Raw genomic sequence first — 15,843 nt, 5'->3', positions numbered from 1 at the left:
GAAGGGAGCCGCACCCCGCGAAGGGAGCCGCACCCCGCGAAGGGAGCCGCACCCCGCGAAGGGAGCCGCACCCCGCGAAGGGAGCCGCACCCCGCGAAGGGAGCCGCACCCCGCGAAGGGAGCCGCACCCCGCGAAGGGAGCCGCACCCCGCGAAGGGAGCCGCACCCCGCAGAGGGGGGGCGCCCCCGCGAGGGGGCGCCCGGCTTCAGGAGGGGCGGAGGCGGTCCGCGAGGGCCTGGACGCCCGCGTAGGCGCGGGCCGCGAGGCCGCCGCCGAAGGTGACCCGCGCGGCACCGGCGGCGGCCAGCTCCGCGGCGCGGGGTCCGTCTTCCTCGGCCAGCGCGTTGACCGGCACCGGCAGCGTGCGGGCGAGGACCGCGAGGTCCTCCGTCGGCGCGCCGATCGGATACACCCCGTCCGCGCCCGCCGCGACGTAGGCGCTGCCCCGTGCCAGCGCCTCCGCGAGCGGCTCCTCCGCGCCCCGGATGTAGACGTCGATCCGTGCGTTCAGGAAGGGTGCGGAGCCCAGTGCGGCCCGTACGTCCGCCAGGAAGCCGGCCTGCTCCCCGGCAGGCAGCAGTGCTCCGTCCGCCGAGTCCTCCAGGTTGCAGCCGACAGCTCCGGCCGTCCGGAGGCGCGCGGCGATCTCGGCCGGGGGCAGTCCGTATCCCCGTTCGATGTCCGCGCTCACCGGGATGGTGACGGCGCGGGTGATCCGGGCGACGGCGGCGAACATCTCGTCGGCGGGGCACGCGCCGTCCTCGTATCCGAGCGAGGCCGCCACCCCGGCGCTGGGGGTGGCCAGCGCGGAGAACCCCGCCTGGGCGAAGATCCGGGCGGAGGCCGGATCCCAGGCGCCGGGCAGCACCAGCGCCTCGCCCGGCTTCCGGTCGCGGTGCAGCCGGCGGAACCGGGCAGCGGCATCCGCGTCGTCCGCGGTGGCCATCAGGCGGCCCGGCCGCCGTCCCGCAGGCTCTGCGGAAGGCCCCGCACGGTCACGTTGAACCGGTTCCAGGCGTTGATGGCCACGATCTGGCCGATGAGCGCCGCGAGTTCGGCCTCCTCGAAGTGCGCGGCGGCCCGCTCCCACACCTCGTCCGGCACGAAGCCGTCCGTCAGCTCGGTGACGGCCTCCGTCAGGGCGAGTGCGGCCCGCTCCCGCTCGGTGAACAGGTCGCCGCTCTCCTCCCAGGCGGCGAGCAGGTCCAGCCGCAGCTGCGACTCGCCCGCCTTGCGCGCGTCGGCCAGATGCATGTCCAGGCAGTAGGCGCAGCGGTTGATCTGCGAGGCGCGGATCTTGACCAGCTCGCCGATCACGGGTTCGAGTCCCGCCGCCGACGCGGCCTCCTGGAAGGCGTACATGCCCTTCATCATCCGGGGGGCGGTCTGCCAGATGTCCATCCGCGGTGTGGTCGTCATGACTGCGAGCCTATGCGGAAGTGGTTCAGGTGTATGGTCCACTTCCATGGCAGATTCGTGGGCCAATTCCACTTCCGGGGCCGGCTCCCGCGCATCTCGGGCATCCCGCGCGACCCGCACCGGCAGCGACCTCCACCTGGACCTGGCCCTCGGTCCGACCGGCGATTCCGGCACGCACCGGCCCCGCGCCGCCCTGCTGGCCGCCCTCCGCGACGCGGTCCGCAGCGGACGGCTCACCCCGGGCACCCGGCTGCCGTCCTCCCGCGCGCTCGCCGCCGACCTCGGACTGGCCCGCAACACGGTCGCCGCCGCGTACGCCGAACTCGTCGCGGAGGGGTGGCTGTCGGCGCGGCAGGGGTCGGGCACCCGGGTGGCCGAGCGCGCGGAGCCGCTGCCGCCCGGCCGGCGCACCCCGCCCCGGCCCGGCGGCGCCGAAAGCGGTGTGCTCTCGCGGTACCGGCGCTGGGCTGAGTGCCCCCGGCACGATCTGCGCACCGGGGCGCCGGATGTCTCGGCGTTCCCGCGCTCGGCCTGGCTGGCCTCGGCGCGCCGCGCGCTGACCGCCGCGCCCGCGGCCGCCTTCTCGCACGGCGATCCGCGCGGCACCGCGGAGCTGCGGCGGGCCCTCGCCGACTACCTGGCCCGGTCCCGCGGGGTGCGCGCGGCGCCGGAACGCATCGTGGTGTGCGCCGGCTTCGGGCAGGGGCTGGCGCTGCTGGCCCGCGCGGTGCCGGGGGAGCTGGCCGTCGAGGAGTACGGGCTGCCCTTCCACCGCGAACTGCTGGAGTCCGCCCCGGGCCGCACCCGTCCGCTGCCGGTGGACGCGCACGGCGCACGCACCCCGCTGCTGGACTCCGAGCCGCGCTTCGCCGGCGTCCGCGCCGTGCTGCTGACCCCCGCGCACCAGTACCCGGTCGGCGTCCCGCTGCATCCGGACCGCAGGGCGGCGGTCGTGGACTGGGCCGGGCGGACCGGCGGGCTGGTGCTGGAGGACGACTACGACGGCGAGTTCCGGTACGACAGGGAACCCGTGGGGGCTTTGCAGGGGCTCGACCCCGACCGGGTCGTCCACCTGGGCACCGCCAGCAAGGCCCTGGCGCCGGCTCTGCGGCTGGCCTGGATGGTGCTGCCCGACCACCTCGTGGAGGCGGTGCTGGCGGCGAAGACGCCTGCGGAGTGGACCACCGGCGCCCTCGACCAGCTCACGCTCGCCGACTTCCTGGAACGCGGCGCCTACGACCGGCACGTACGCGCCATGCGGCAGCGCTACCGCGCACGCCGCGACCGACTCGTCGCCCAACTGGCCGCCCGCGTCCCCGAGGTACGCGCGACCGGTATCGCCGCGGGCCTGCACGCCCTCCTCCGCCTGCCGCCGGGCACGACGGAAGCGGACGCCCTGCGGGCGCTGCACCGCGCCGGGGTCGCCCTCGACCCGCTGTCCGCCTTCCGGCACCCGGCGGCTCCCGCCCAGCCGCCGCCGGACCCGGCGCTGGTGGTCGGCTACGGCACCCCGCCCGAACACGCCTGCACCGCCGCGCTGGACGCCCTGTGCGGGGCGCTGGCGCGCGGGTCGGGCGGGCCGTAGGAGCGCCGCAGGTGGCGGCCCTGCCCGTCGGGCAGTCACGAAGTTCCGTGCCTCCCGGTGCAGTTCGGGCCGTCTGCGGTGTCGGGGATGAGAGTCGGCTCCGACGGTCTTCACTGTCTGTGCACACTCTTGACGCACACGTGTAGATGATGTTGTGTTCCCGACAAGATTTCAGCTGACCGGGAGGAGTTCGAACGTGCTCAGGAGACGAGTGGCCCGTGCATTCGCTGTGTCATGTGCCGCTGTGGGGCTGGTCATCGGGGTGACCGGGTCGGCCGCCGCCGGGGACACGTACAACATCTTGAGCGACATCGACGGCCACCAGGTCGGCTACATGGCACACCTGGACCCCGACCCGGACACGTTCAAGATCTGCGACACGCAGAAGGACGGCTACGGCGTCACCGGGAGGCTCTACATCGACCAGGGGCCGTGGGCGCTGATGGGCACCGTCGACGACGGCGGGGACGCGGGGTGCGACTACATGAAGCGCGAGATCACCCACCCGTGGACGTACAAGATGGTGATCTGCTGGAACGGCCCCGGCAACATCTGCCACACCACGACGTTCAAGGAGTGACCCAGCGGGTCACCCGCGACGCACAGGGCGCCGCCGCCCGGAGGGCCGGGCGGCGGCGCCGTGCCGTGCGGGCCGTGTCGGCCGCGGCAGCCGCGGCGGCGGGTTCAGCCCGCGAGTACCGACCTGAGCTGGTCCAGGCCCCAGTCCAGGTCCTCCCTGGAGATGCACAGCGGCGGGGCCAGCCGGATGGTGGAGCCGTGGGTGTCCTTGGCCAGCACCCCGCGGGCCAGCAGCCGTTCGGAGATCTCGCGGCCGGTGCCGTACGACGGATCGATGTCGACCCCCGCCCACAGGCCGCGGCCGCGGACCTCGCGGACCGCGGTGGTCGGGAGCAGGCGCAGTTCCCGGTGCAGGTGCTCGCCCAGGTCCTTGGCGCGCTGCTGGTACTCGCCGCTGCGCAGCATCTCCAGGACCTCCAGCGCCACCGCGCAGGCCAGCGGGTTGCCGCCGAACGTCGAGCCGTGCTCGCCGGGGCGGAAGACGCCCAGCACCTCGCGGGTGGAGACGACGGCCGAGACGGGCACCACGCCGCCGCCCAGCGCCTTGCCCAGCACGTACATGTCGGGGACGACGCCCTCCTGCTCGCAGGCGAAGGTGGCGCCGGTGCGGCCGAGGCCGGACTGGATCTCGTCGGCGATGAACAGCACCCCGCGGGAGCGGGTCAGCTCGCGGACCCCGGCGAGGTACCCGGGCGGGGGCTCCAGGACGCCCGCCTCGCCCTGGATGGGCTCCAGGAGGACGGCCACGGTGTGCGCGTCGACGGCCTCCTCCAGCGCCGCGAGATCGCCGTAGGGGACGATCTCGAAGCCCGGCGTGTACGGCCCGTAGTCGGCCCGGGCCTCCTCGTCGGTGGAGAAACTGATGATCGTCGTGGTGCGGCCGTGGAAGTTGTTGTCGGCGACGACGATCTTCGCCTGCCCGTCGGGGACCCCCTTGACCTGGTAGCCCCACTTGCGCGCCGTCTTGACCGCGGTCTCCACCGCCTCGGCGCCGGTGTTCATGGGCAGCACCATCTCCATGCCGCACAGCTCCGCGAGCTGCGCGGCGAAGTCCGCGAAGCGGTCGTTGTGGAAGGCGCGCGAGGTGAGGGTGGCCCGGTCGAGCTGGGCCTTGGCCGCCTCGATCAGGCGCGGGTTGCGGTGGCCGAAGTTCAACGCCGAGTAACCGGCCAGCATGTCGAGATAGCGGCGCCCTTCGACGTCGGTCACCCACGCGCCGTCAGCGGTGGCGATGACGACAGGGAGCGGATGGTAGTTGTGCGCGCTGTGAGCCTCCGCTGTGGCGATGCTCTGCGCGCTCGAGGCGCTTGAGAGGGTGGGCTGCGTCGACATCGTCGTCTCCGTTCCTCCGTGCATACCGGCGTACCTGCCCGGTGGGGCCGCACCTTTCTATCGTCCCTCGGCAGGCGGTGGGTGCGGGAGCGCCCGATCGGTTCCTCCGCGCGCCCCCGCCCGGGCCGTGAGCCCCCGTGCCTCCGTGCCGGGCCCGCGTGCTCCCGCGGACCGTTCCCGTGCCCCAGGTCACCCGGGACGGGGGCATCGGCTGGTCCGGACACCTGAGAGAATGGCGGCATGGTCAATGATCGTCCTCGTGTGCTGTCCGGTATCCAGCCCACTGCCGGTTCGTTCCATCTCGGCAACTACCTCGGTGCCGTGCGCCAGTGGGTGGCCCTCCAGGAGACTCACGACGCCTTCTACATGGTCGTCGACCTGCACGCCCTGACGATCCCCAAGGACCCGGCCGACCTGCGCGACAATTCGCGGCTGGCCGCGGCGCAGCTGCTGGCCGCCGGGCTGGACCCGCAGCGGTGCACCCTCTTCCTGCAGAGCCACGTTCCCGAGCACACCCAGCTGAGCTGGATCGTGGAGTGCCTCACCGGGTTCGGCGAGGCCGCGCGCATGACGCAGTTCAAGGACAAGTCGGCCAAGCAGGGCACCGACCACACCAGCGTCGGGCTGTTCACCTACCCCGCGCTGATGGTCGCGGACATCCTGGTCTACCAGGCCCACCAGGTCCCGGTCGGCGAGGACCAGCGCCAGCACCTGGAGCTGACCCGCACCATCGCCGAGCGCTTCAACGGCCGGTACGGCGCCACCTTCCCCGTCCCCGAGGCGTACATCCTCAAGGAGACGGCGAAGATCTACGACCTCCAGGACCCCGGGGTCAAGATGAGCAAGTCGGCGTCCACCCCCAAGGGCCTCGTCGAGCTGCTGGACGAGCCGAAGACCACCGCGAAGAAGATCAAGAGCGCGGTCACCGACACCGACACCGTCATCCGGTTCGACCAGGACAAGAAGCCCGGCATCAGCAACCTGCTGACGATCTACGCCACGCTCACCGGTTCCGGAATCCAGGAACTGGAGGATAAGTACGCGGGCAAGGGCTACGGTGCGCTGAAGACGGACCTCGCGGAGATCGTCACCGAGTGGGTGACACCTTTCCGCACCCGGACGCAGGAATTCATGGACGACCCGGCGGCGCTGGACAAGATCCTGGCCGACGGCGCGGAGAAAGCCAGGGCCGTGGCGAGCGAGACGCTGCGGACCGTGTACGACAAGGTGGGCCTCGTGCCCGGCAGGCAGTGAAGGGAGAACCTATGGGCGCGGGAGCGAACGTCACCCTCGGCGTATCGCTCGCTGTCCCGGAGCCGTACGGCACGCTGCTCCAGGCACGGCGGGCCTCCTTCGGCGACGCCGCCGCCCATGGCATCCCCACCCACATCACGCTGCTGCCGCCCACCGAGGTGCCCGCCGCGGCCCGGCCGCAGATCGAAGCGCACCTGGCGGCCGTGGCGCTGGCCGGGCAGGCCTTCCCGGTCCGGCTCTCCGGCACGGGCACCTTCCGGCCGCTCTCACCGGTGGTCTTCGTCCAGGTCGTGGAGGGTGCCACGGCCTGTACCCGGCTCCAGGAGCAGGTCCGCGACCCGCAGGGCCCGCTCGACCGGGAGCTGCACTTCCCGTATCACCCGCACGTGACGGTCGCGCACGGCATCCCGGAGCCCGCCATGGACCGCGCCCACCGGGAGCTGGCCGACTTCGAGTGCGCCTGGACGGCCGCCGGGTTCGCCCTCTACGAGCAGGGCGCCGACCAGGTGTGGCGGCTCAAGCGCGAGTTCCCGTTTGCGCAGCACCCGAGCGCCGGCCCGGGCCCCGCCGCCGGCCCCGGCCATCCGCAGGGCCCCGGGGTGGAGGCCGCGCCGACCTTCGAGGTCACCCTCCCGTCCGGAACCTGCCGCCCGCCGTACCAGCGGCGCTCGGCCCGCCCGCCCGCCACGCTCTGACCGCCTCCCCCGGACGGGGAACGCCCGGTAGGGCAGGCCGCTCGCGGCGTGCGGTACGCGATACCGTCCGGTGACGGCTGGAGCGCGCGGGGCTGGGCAGGTGGCTGGTGTGGAAAGACTGACGAAGCTGCCGATCGTGGGCTCGTCCCTCGACCGGCTCCGCGCCACCCGCCTCTGGCGGATCTACGAGCACCTGGACAGCCGGAAGTGGACCCGGCTCGCTGCGGCCATCACCTTCAACAGCTTCCTCGCGCTGTTCCCGATGCTCGCCGTGGGCGCGGCCGTGGCGGCCGCGCTGCTCTCGCACGGCCAGATGACCCGGCTCCAGAACACCCTGACCGAGCAGGTGCCCGGCATCTCCGACCAGCTGGAACTCCAGTCCCTGGTGGACAACGCGGGCACCGTCGGCGGCATCGCGGGCGGACTGCTGCTGCTCACCGGCGGCCGCTGGGTCGGGGTGCTGCGCGAGAGCCTGCGGGCCATGTGGGACCTGGAGGAGGACCCCGGCAACCTCGTCGTGCGCCGCGCGGTCGACGTCGGCATCCTGTTGGGCCTCGGCGTCGTCGGGCTGGTCTCCTTCGGCGGCTCCGCCTTCGCCGTGACCGCCGTCACCCGCGTCGCCGAGCGCCTGGAGCTGGCCGAGGGCGGAGTGGGCACGGTACTGCTGCGCACCGCCGCCTACGCCGCGGCCGTCGCCGCCGACTTTCTGCTGCTGTGGTACGTCCTCACCCTGCTGCCCCGGGTGCGGCCGCCGCGCCGCGCCATGGTGGCGGCCGCCCTCCAGGGCGCGGTCGGCTTCGAACTGCTGAAACTGCTGCTCGGCGGCTACTTGCAGCAGGTCGCCGCCAAGAACCTCTACGGCGCCTTCGGCGTCCCCATCGCGCTGCTGCTGTGGATCAGCTTCATGACCAAGCTGCTGCTCTACTGCGCGGCCTGGACGGCCACGGCCCCGGTGCCCGACGGCGGCCCCGAGGACCGGCAGCCGGTCAGGGACCTGGCCGCGAGCGGCGAGGACTCACCCGACGAGGAGGCCGCCAAGGGCGAGGCCGCCAAGGGCGAGGCCGCCGGGGGCGATGATGCCGCCCCCGGGGGTGACACGGCGCCGGAAGGCGACACGAGCCCCGGCGGCGAAGGCGCCGAGGGCAGCCGTCCCGGCGGCGAGGACGCCGAGGACAGCCAGGCCGCCCCCGGCAGCGACACGGCCACCGGCGAGGAGGAGTCTCCCGCCGGTCCGGACACCGTCGACCAGGACGACCCGGACGCCACCGGTGACGAGGGGTCGGACACCACCGGCGAAGGGAGGTCGGACAGCACCGGCGAAGGGAGGTCGGACAGCACCGGCGACGGCAGTACGGGTCCGGACACCACCGGCGGCCAGGAGACCACCGGTGGTGGCGCCGTCACCCGCGACGACGGCGGGCCAGCTCCGGAAGAGGCCAGCGGCGGTGCACCCCGTACGCCACCAGAGCCAGGACGACCAGAACACCGGCCGTGATCCCCAGCGCGGTGCCGGCACCGCCCGAGGGCTTGTCGGCGGAGTGCGCGGCGGCGCGGGCTCCCGAGCCGCCCGCCTCCCCGTCCTTGCCCGCCGGGGCGCCCCCGCCGTTCGTCGCGCTGCCCGGTGCCGCCAGGAGACCGACCGGCTCGACCTTGCCGTCGGCGTCGAAGCCCCAGTCCAGCAGCTTGGCGGCCTCCTTGTAGACGCTGTGCGCCTCCTTCGCGTCCGGGTGCATCACCGTCACCAGCAGTACCCGGTCGCCGCGCTGCGCGACGCCGGTGAAGGTGTTGCCCGCGTTCGTCGTGAAGCCGTTCTTGACACCCGCGATGCCCGGGTAGGGGTCGACACCGACATCGCCGGTCAGCAGGCGGTTGGTGTTCTGGATCTGGAAGCTCCCGCGCTTGGTCTTCCCGGTCTTCTTGTCCTTCTTCGTCTCGCCGGGGAACTTCGCGGTGGCGGTGGCCGCGTACTCGCGGAACTCCTCGTTCTGCAGTCCGGAGCGCGCGAACAGCGTCAGATCGTAGGCGGAGGAGACCTGGCCCTTGTGGTCGTAGCCGTCCGGGCTGAGCACCTTGGTGTCGTCGGCGTGCAGCGTGCGGGCCTTCTCGTTCATCTCCCGGACCGTCTTCGGCACGCCGCCGTTCATCGCCGAGAGCACGTGCACCGCGTCGTTGCCCGAGCGCAGGAAGACGCCGAGCCACAGATCGTGCACCGTGTACGACTCGCCCTCCTTCACGCCGACGAGGCTGCTGCCCTCGCCCATCCCCTCCAGGTCGGACGAGACCACCTTGTGGCTGCGGTCCTTGGGCAGCTTGGGCAGCACCGTGTCGGCGAAGAGCATCTTCAGCGTGCTGGCGGGAGGCAGCCGCCAGTGCGCGTTGTGCGCGGCCAGCACCTTGCCCGACTCCGCGTCCGAGACGATCCACGAACGCCCCGAGAGCTTCTCGGGCAGCTCGGGCGCCCCTTTCCTCAGATTCACCTGGGTACCCGGCCGGCCGAGCTGCTCGCCGCCGATGGTCGACATCTGCGCGGGAGGCTTCGGCTCGGCGGGCTTGCCGCCCGGCTCGTTCTCGTCTGCGTAGGAGGGCTGGGCGCCCGCGGCAGCCAGCAGGCAGAGGGCCAGGGCGGCGGACGCGAGGCCACCGCGCGCCGCCGTACGCCGCGTGCGCGCGGTGCCGCGCGGGCACGGGCGCGTGGCGGGAGCTGAATAATGCGAAGAAATGGGCACCCTGCGAACGTACAGGCCCATCGGCGCGCCGGGGACGCCGAGGCCCGCCAACCACGGCTCCAAGTAGCCCAACTCGCCCAGTGCCGTAGGCCAATGGGGTGTGGGGGCGGCGGACCGGCCCCCGAGGCCGCCCCGGGGGCCGTCCCGAGAGCCGTCCCGGAGGTGCGGGCGGGGCCCATCCCGGGGGCGCCCGCCGAGCTGGGCGAGGATCTTCGCGCTGGGACCATCCCCGTGAGGACGAACGGGGACCATTCCCACGCGTGCGGGGAGCAGTCCGCCCCGCTCCCGCGCGGACGGCATGACCAGGGACCATCCCCGCGCATGCGGGGAGCAGCGACCCGGACGGTCCACGATCCCACCGAAGAGGGGACCATCCCCGCGCATGCGGGGAGCAGTGCTCGCGGAGGTCGCCATGTCCGTCCGCGATGGGACCATCCCCGCGCATGCGGGGAGCAGATCGGCGGGCTGATGTTCTTGCCCGTGATGGTGGGACCATCCCCGCGCATGCGGGGAGCAGGAACTGTCCTGATGCTCCACCGGACACTTTCGGGGACCATCCCCGCGCATGCGGGGAGCAGACGGCGGTGATCCGGCCGTCGAAGTAGTAGGGGGGACCATCCCCGCGCATGCGGGGAGCAGGCGAGGAGATCGTTGAGGTGCCGACGCCGGACGGGACCATCCCCGCGCATGCGGGGAGCAGCCACGGCCCGGCCCCACGCCGAGGGCGAAGGTGGGACCATCCCCGCGCATGCGGGGAGCAGATGTGGCCAGTGGACACCAGGTGCCCGATCGCGGGACCATCCCCGCGCATGCGGGGAGCAGCCCTCCCCGGCTCCCCGGTCTCTCTCCTCCGGGGGACCATCCCCGCGCATGCGGGGAGCAGCCATTAGGGACCTGCGATGTGAAGGGCACAAGGGGACCATCCCCGCGCATGCGGGGAGCAGACTTCCTGACCTGCGGTTCTACCGAGCCGGAAGCTCGATTTTACCCACTTTCCCGGAACTCGACATCACGCACATAACACCACCGCACCTGTCGCCCTCTGCCCGGCCGACCCCATCAGCCGGGATCTGACCAGGCTCTTTGCGCGCCCGCTGAGGAGGAACCCGGCCTCAAGCGGGAACGCCGCCCGCAAGGAACTCTGCTGCGCGCTCATCCAGCTCGGCCGCGCACCGCAACCCCCGTGCACGGAACCGGCCCAGATCCCGCCGCATACCCCGCACTGCCTTCACTGTCCGCGCCGATCGCACACCCTCCATGTGGTCAAGCGCTTCATGCCACGTCGCGCACGCCTGCTCGATCCCGCCGCGCTTGAGCTGCATTCCCGCACTCGCCACCAGATCGAGCGCCACGATCCGTGCGTAGGTCCCAGCCGGGCGCGCGCAAGCTGCCCGGCCGTACTGCTCGGCCGCCTCCTGGTGGTCGCCCAGGGTCTCGTGCACCTTCGCCGCCCGCGAATACACCGACGCAGCCGGCGGCCCCCACGCCAGCCCCCAGAACGGCACCTCATCCCCTGGCCCGTTCTCCAGCATGCGCCGCGCACGCTCGGTCTCGACCAGCGCAGCACGCCCCTGCCCGGATTTCGCCAGCGTGTGAGCGTGGACGATCCGGAACAGCGCCTCGGTCCGGTCGTCCACCTTCCCCTTCGCCCGGTTCAGTCCCGTCTCCGCCAGCCCGAGACAGTGCTCCGGCCGGCGCAGCTTCAGGCCCTGCATCGCCATCGTCCGCATCACGAACCCGTCATGCCCGACCACCGCGGACTCCTCGGCGAGCTTGAACGACTGGAGGTAATAGCGCTGCGCAAGGCCCTGCTGCCCGGCGTCATACGCCTTCCAGCCGAGCAGATGCACACCGCGGGAAGCCGCGGAAAGCATGTGCTGACGTGTCTCCTCCGTGCGGAACCTCGCACGGCACAGCGGCGCCACATCGTCCCGTAGATACTGCACGAGCGCACTCCGGCCGTGCTGCCCACCGTGCCGCTCGTCCATCTCCGAGAACACGCTGATCATGTCGCGGACCGCGGCAACCTCGGCCATCCCGACAACAGCGCCGGAGCGCGCCGCGGCCGTGCGGGCGGCGGCGTCTCTCGCGGAGGCCAGTGGGAGGGCAGCGGCGGCCACCGAATAGGCAGACGATGAGAGGAAGCGACGTCGGTCCACTTCGTTCCTCCACAGCGGTAGCAGCGCATCGAGCGGATCGGACGCCAGCGTGAGCCCGGCGCCCTCATCCTCCTCCGGCCAGTCCAGGCCGACATCGACCGGGGCCAGGAGCCGGCCCAGCAGCCGGGACAAGGCCACCGTGAGATACCGGGCCGTTGCCGCAGACGGCGGGGTCCCGGCGACCCAGTGCGCCACCGCTGACTTGTTCGTCCGCAGGTGATCGCCGCACTCGGCAGCCACGGCGCGCACCGCGCGAGCCACCGCATCGTAGGGCAGTCCGGACTCTTCGATGATGCTTCTGAGCTGGGTGTTCGGCATTCGCGTGGTCATGCGCCCCGCCCCGTTAAACCGGATAAACCAGGTGCTCGCCCGCAACCGTACCGCCCGCGCCCGCACTGGAGTTGACTTCATGGCATCGGAAGACGGCGGATCCCGGCCCGCGTGCTGAGCCTCCGCCGTACCGCCTGATCCACACCAAAGGAGCACCGATGCCCAGCACCACCGCCATGCCGTTCGGCCTCACCCGCGCTCTGCCCGTCACCCCGCCCGCCGCCCGCGACTGGCCCGGCGCGCTGGCCTACAGCCCGCAGCAGCAGCTGACCGTGGTCGAGGACACCGGCGTGCCGTTCATCGACACCCCGTCCATGGCGACGTCGATCCAGACCGTCACCCAGACCCGCGAGGACAGCCAGATCTTCGACGACAACCAGGGCACCGACAACGACTGACACCACGGACTGAGAGGAGCGGACGATGACAGTCCTGGTGCTGACCAAGCAGTACGACCCCGTTGCCGACATGGTGGTCAATGAGCTGAACACCCGTCGCGCGCCGGTCGTTCGTCTCGACCCCGGAGACCTGCCGGGTGACGCATTCACCGCGAGGCTGGACGGCGGAGCGGCAGGCTGGACGGGGACGTGGCGCGGCCGGCACCGGGACCTCGACCTGGGCGCTGTCACCGCCGTCTACTGGCGGCGCCCCTCCTCCCACCAACTCCCCGAAGGGATGGCGCCTGACGTGCACCGGTGGGCCGCCGCCGAGGCCGACGCCGGGTTCGGCGGTGTGCTCCGCGCGCTGTCCTGCACATGGGTCAACCACCCCCACCGCAACAAGGCGGCCACCTCGGGCCCCCGGGCGCTCGCCGAGGCCGCCCGCTGCGGACTGCGCATCCCCCGCAGCCTCGTGACCGACGAGCCCGAAGCCGCACGGGAGTTCATCGCCTCGCTTCCCTGCGGCATCGCCGCATACAAGGCTATCGGGGCCGGCGGGCCGACCAGTCGCGGCGGCACCACCTACGCGTCCTGGACCTCGAAAGTCCGGGCCGAAGAGATCACCGACGCGGTCACGGCTACCGCGCACTACTTCTCCGAGTGGATCGACAAGGCCCACGAAGTCCGCGTCACCGCAGTGGGCGGTCGCCTGTTCGCCGCCGAGATCCACACCCGTTCCCAGGCCGCGCGCGAAGACTTCCGGCGGGACTACGGGGCCTGTACCTACAAGGTGTGCGACGTACCAGACGAAGTCGTCTGCGGCATCCGGAACCTCATGAAGACCTTCGGGCTCCGGTACGCCGCGATGGACTTCCTCGTTAGTCATGCCGGGATGTGGCACCTGTGCGACGTGAACCCCAACGGGCAGTACGGGTGGATCGAAGAACTGCGTGCCCCGATTACCTGCGCCATCGCCGAGGTACTGGAGGGTCCGTGACCGTCACCGCAGAGCACAGTACCCAGGACCTGCGCCGTCGCCTCACCGACCACCTCGTCGCCGAAGGTGTGCTGCGCAGCCCGAGATGGATCCGCGCGTTCTCCACCGTCCCGCGCGAACGCTTCGTTCCGGCCTTCACCCTGCGCACCGCCGACGGCGTGCGCGGCGTCCGCGAGGGCGACACCGCATACCTGGACACCGTCTACAGCGACGCCTCCCTCATCACCCAGCGGGACACGAGCGGCACCGCCACATCCTCCTCCAGCCAGCCGCGGGTCATGGCCACCATGCTCGAAGCCCTCCCCGACGACGACAGCACCAGTGTGCTGGAGATCGGTACCGGCACCGGCTACAACGCGGCCCTGCTGTGCGAACGCTACGGATCACCCAACGTCACCTCCGTCGACATCGACCCGGACCTCACCACCGCGGCCCGTCAGCGCCTCCACGCGGCCGGCTACGCGCCCACCCTCATCACCGGCGACGGCACCGCCGCGCATGCCTCCGACGGCCCATACAACGCCGTCATCGCCACCTGTGGCCTGCCACGCATCCCTCAGGGCTGGCTCGCCCAAGTAGTCCCCGGCGGAACCATCGTCGCCAACCTCGGCTACGGCCTGGCCGTCCTGCACACCGACGAACACGGCACCGTACAAGGACACTTCTTGCCGGAGATGGCGGCATTCATGACCGCCCGCGGATCCTCCAGCCACACCACTGGCGGGCATCAAGGGGACCTGGCCGCTCTGATGCGGGCGACCGGCTCCATCATCACCGTCCACCTCCAGTGCGACGTCACGGCGCCGATGTCGCGGTTCCTCGGCGGGATGCTGCACCCCGACACCGTCGACTTCACCCTGACCGGAGAGGACGGCCACGTGGTCCACATCGTCCAGCACCCGGCGTCCGGCGCCTGGGCGCGGATGACGATGCACGGCACGGAAGGTGCCCGCATCGACTACGACGGTCCCGGTGGTCGCAACCTGTGGGGCGAGCGCCTCCCACTGATGACGGCGTGGGCCGAGGCCGGACGCCCCGGTCCCGAGCGGTACGGCCTCACGGTGAGCGGCGACGGGGGCCACACGCTGTGGCTCGATGGCCCCGGCGGCCGGTCGTGGGAGCTGCCAGCCTGAAATCCGGGTACGGCGGCGGTACCGTCACGACCGCGATTCCTCGCGGTAGTCAGAGCTATCGGCGTACCCGGCGGCGAGAGCCGTCAGGATGGGCGAGACCTCGTCGGCATTCCAGCCGCCCACCTTGCGCAGCGCTCGGCGGCGCAGCGCTCGTAGTCGAGCCGACAGGACGCACTGGTGCGGGCCATCCCCGCGCGGGCGGGGAGCAGAGGGTCAGCCCCTTGTCCACGCACGGCTGGGGGGCCATCCCCGCGCGGGCGGGGAGCAGTTCCCCGGCCGCCCACTGGACGAGACGCTCAGCGGGCCATCCCCGCGCGGGCGGGGAGCAGACTTCCTGACCTGCAGTTCTACCGAGCCGGAAGCTCGGGTTTACCCACTTTCCTGGAAACCGACATCAAGCGCATGACGGAACCTTCGCTGAGTTGGTCGTCGACACGTCATCGTACGTCGGCAGCTCCGAACCAGGCTTGTGCAGCGGCAAGTCCGCGGGGATGGGGAGAGGGAAGCGCTCGTGCTGCCGGACGGCTGCCACCAGGCGCGCCCGTCCCCCATCCATCCCCGCGGGTGCTTTCCTTGCGCTGGCTACTCGGAACTTTCCGCTTCATCCCACAGGGCCTCAGCGTGCGTGGCGAAACGGTCGAACAGGCCGTCCGACTGGAGTCGTCGCAGATGCAGCGTCGGGGAATCGTGCCCGACCAGTCCATGCAGATGCGGTGTGACGAGCATCTGTTCATCGAACCGGAAGACGGAAAGGGGAAGGTGTCCTTCGCTGAAGCGGTGCTCGATCCCGCTGTCCGGAACCCGAGCCAGTTCATCCAACGTGATTCGGATTCGCGTCGAGATGGTGAACGCCACATCTTCAACGGCTTCACGGGCGCGCGTCGTGTCACTGTCCGGTGTGCCCAGCAGGAAGCGCACACGTGCACCGTCGGCAGCTTTCCCGGAAAGCAATTGGGTTACACGAGGGCGCTGTTGGAAGATGAAGTAGTTCGTGTATCCGCCGTAGTAGATCTCCTTCTGGGCGTCGTCCAGCAGTTTGACCCATACAGATGTCGGACACGCGGCTCGATATGGATAAACGCTGACGATTTCCCGTTCGGGACCTAGCTTCACTGCCGATTTCACCGAATCCGGCCAGAGCTGTTCCATCGGTACCCCTAACCTCGAACTTTCGTGACGGTCTGCCGACGGAGTCGGCAGACCGTTCTTGCGTTCGGTGCTGATGGTGGGCAGGTCGGAGGCCCGGCTCTCGC

13 protein-coding genes, 1 pseudogene and 2 CRISPR repeat arrays are annotated in these 15,843 nt (G+C 71.7%); of the genes and pseudogenes, 8 read left to right on the top strand and 6 right to left on the bottom strand.

What is annotated here, in order from left to right:
• Positions 1 to 206: 206 nt before the first annotated feature.
• Together ACFYNS_RS31690 and ACFYNS_RS31685 are read right to left on the bottom strand one after the other, a co-directional pair.
• Complete coding sequence (locus ACFYNS_RS31690) at positions 207 to 947, bottom strand: isocitrate lyase/phosphoenolpyruvate mutase family protein (protein ID WP_388606333.1); 741 nt, start codon at positions 945 to 947, stop codon at positions 207 to 209.
• Complete coding sequence (locus ACFYNS_RS31685) at positions 947 to 1,420, bottom strand: carboxymuconolactone decarboxylase family protein (protein ID WP_360303144.1); 474 nt, start codon at positions 1,418 to 1,420, stop codon at positions 947 to 949. Before ACFYNS_RS31685 ends, ACFYNS_RS31690 begins: the two co-directional genes overlap by 1 nt.
• Positions 1,421 to 1,466: 46 nt before the next feature.
• On the opposite strand from ACFYNS_RS31685, the gene ACFYNS_RS31680 reads away from it, so the two are divergent.
• On the top strand, positions 1,467 to 3,005 hold the full coding sequence (locus tag ACFYNS_RS31680) for a PLP-dependent aminotransferase family protein (RefSeq protein ID WP_388606331.1): 1,539 nt from the start codon (positions 1,467 to 1,469) through the stop codon (positions 3,003 to 3,005).
• 244 nt (positions 3,006 to 3,249) lie between these two features.
• Entirely contained in the window at positions 3,250 to 3,585 is a 336-nt protein-coding gene (locus tag ACFYNS_RS31675) for a hypothetical protein (protein ID WP_239502085.1), read from the top strand.
• A 104-nt stretch (positions 3,586 to 3,689) separates the two neighbouring features.
• Here the strand turns inward: ACFYNS_RS31675 and rocD are convergent, their stop codons facing one another.
• The gene (rocD, locus tag ACFYNS_RS31670) at positions 3,690 to 4,916 is read right to left on the bottom strand and encodes an ornithine--oxo-acid transaminase (protein ID WP_388606329.1); all 1,227 of its coding nucleotides are present in this window, start codon (positions 4,914 to 4,916) and stop codon (positions 3,690 to 3,692) included.
• A 240-nt stretch (positions 4,917 to 5,156) separates the two neighbouring features.
• Here rocD and trpS point away from each other — a divergent pair, with 240 nt between their 5' ends.
• The 3 genes and pseudogenes from trpS to ACFYNS_RS31655 all read left to right on the top strand — a co-directional run.
• Positions 5,157 to 6,170 (top strand): tryptophan--tRNA ligase, encoded by a 1,014-nt coding sequence (gene trpS / locus ACFYNS_RS31665; protein WP_360294910.1) that lies wholly within the window; start codon positions 5,157 to 5,159, stop codon positions 6,168 to 6,170.
• Between the two features lie 11 nt (positions 6,171 to 6,181).
• Positions 6,182 to 6,865, top strand: a complete 684-nt coding sequence (locus ACFYNS_RS31660) for a 2'-5' RNA ligase family protein (protein WP_360294907.1) — start codon at positions 6,182 to 6,184, stop codon at positions 6,863 to 6,865.
• Between the two features lie 109 nt (positions 6,866 to 6,974).
• A pseudogene (locus ACFYNS_RS31655) lies at positions 6,975 to 7,962 on the top strand (YhjD/YihY/BrkB family envelope integrity protein); the annotation flags it as partial.
• A 303-nt stretch (positions 7,963 to 8,265) separates the two neighbouring features.
• On the opposite strand, the gene ACFYNS_RS31650 reads toward ACFYNS_RS31655, so the two are convergent.
• Positions 8,266 to 9,387: a D-alanyl-D-alanine carboxypeptidase family protein gene (locus ACFYNS_RS31650; protein WP_388606335.1), complete on the bottom strand. Its 1,122-nt coding sequence runs from the start codon at positions 9,385 to 9,387 to the stop codon at positions 8,266 to 8,268.
• Between the two features lie 448 nt (positions 9,388 to 9,835).
• Positions 9,836 to 10,535: a CRISPR direct-repeat array (repeat unit 29 nt; unit sequence GGGACCATCCCCGCGCATGCGGGGAGCAG).
• 168 nt (positions 10,536 to 10,703) lie between these two features.
• Positions 10,704 to 12,068 (bottom strand): hypothetical protein, encoded by a 1,365-nt coding sequence (locus ACFYNS_RS31645; RefSeq protein WP_388606326.1) that lies wholly within the window; start codon positions 12,066 to 12,068, stop codon positions 10,704 to 10,706.
• A 170-nt stretch (positions 12,069 to 12,238) separates the two neighbouring features.
• Between ACFYNS_RS31645 and tgmA the strand changes: the two genes are divergently transcribed.
• The 3 genes from tgmA to ACFYNS_RS31630 are packed head-to-tail and all read left to right on the top strand — an operon-like array spanning position 12,239 to position 14,590.
• Complete coding sequence (gene tgmA / locus ACFYNS_RS31640) at positions 12,239 to 12,478, top strand: putative ATP-grasp-modified RiPP (RefSeq protein ID WP_360294901.1); 240 nt, start codon at positions 12,239 to 12,241, stop codon at positions 12,476 to 12,478.
• A gap of 25 nt (positions 12,479 to 12,503) precedes the next feature.
• Positions 12,504 to 13,457: an ATP-grasp ribosomal peptide maturase gene (gene tgmB / locus ACFYNS_RS31635; protein WP_388606324.1), complete on the top strand. Its 954-nt coding sequence runs from the start codon at positions 12,504 to 12,506 to the stop codon at positions 13,455 to 13,457.
• Positions 13,454 to 14,590, top strand: coding sequence for a methyltransferase domain-containing protein (locus ACFYNS_RS31630; protein WP_360294895.1), 1,137 nt, complete (start codon positions 13,454 to 13,456; stop codon positions 14,588 to 14,590). The genes tgmB and ACFYNS_RS31630 overlap by 4 nt, the downstream gene beginning before the upstream one ends.
• Positions 14,591 to 14,769: 179 nt before the next feature.
• A CRISPR array of direct repeats spans positions 14,770 to 14,920; the repeat unit is 28 nt; unit sequence GGGCCATCCCCGCGCGGGCGGGGAGCAG.
• Between the two features lie 252 nt (positions 14,921 to 15,172).
• Here the strand turns inward: ACFYNS_RS31630 and ACFYNS_RS31625 are convergent.
• Positions 15,173 to 15,843 (bottom strand): XRE family transcriptional regulator (locus ACFYNS_RS31625; protein ID WP_388606322.1); only part of this gene is annotated, 671 nt, incomplete at its 5' end.

It is taken from the genome of Streptomyces sp. NPDC006925 (assembly GCF_042869575.1).
GTDB lineage: Bacteria > Actinomycetota > Actinomycetes > Streptomycetales > Streptomycetaceae > Streptomyces.
The sequence above is the reverse complement of the archived record's forward strand: the minus strand, read 5'-3'. Positions and strand labels throughout refer to the sequence as shown.

Coding starts and splice junctions, on each gene's coding strand:
- ACFYNS_RS31685 (WP_360303144.1), bottom strand. CDS start 1,420: ATGACGACCACACCGCGGATGGACATCTGGCAGACCGCCCCCCGGATG.
- ACFYNS_RS31650 (WP_388606335.1), bottom strand. CDS start 9,387: ATGTCGACCATCGGCGGCGAGCAGCTCGGCCGGCCGGGTACCCAGGTG.
- trpS (WP_360294910.1), top strand. CDS start 5,157: ATGGTCAATGATCGTCCTCGTGTGCTGTCCGGTATCCAGCCCACTGCC.
- ACFYNS_RS31690 (WP_388606333.1), bottom strand. CDS start 947: ATGGCCACCGCGGACGACGCGGATGCCGCTGCCCGGTTCCGCCGGCTG.
- ACFYNS_RS31660 (WP_360294907.1), top strand. CDS start 6,182: ATGGGCGCGGGAGCGAACGTCACCCTCGGCGTATCGCTCGCTGTCCCG.
- tgmB (WP_388606324.1), top strand. CDS start 12,504: ATGACAGTCCTGGTGCTGACCAAGCAGTACGACCCCGTTGCCGACATG.
- rocD (WP_388606329.1), bottom strand. CDS start 4,916: ATGTCGACGCAGCCCACCCTCTCAAGCGCCTCGAGCGCGCAGAGCATC.
- ACFYNS_RS31680 (WP_388606331.1), top strand. CDS start 1,467: ATGGCAGATTCGTGGGCCAATTCCACTTCCGGGGCCGGCTCCCGCGCA.
- tgmA (WP_360294901.1), top strand. CDS start 12,239: ATGCCCAGCACCACCGCCATGCCGTTCGGCCTCACCCGCGCTCTGCCC.
- ACFYNS_RS31645 (WP_388606326.1), bottom strand. CDS start 12,068: ATGCCGAACACCCAGCTCAGAAGCATCATCGAAGAGTCCGGACTGCCC.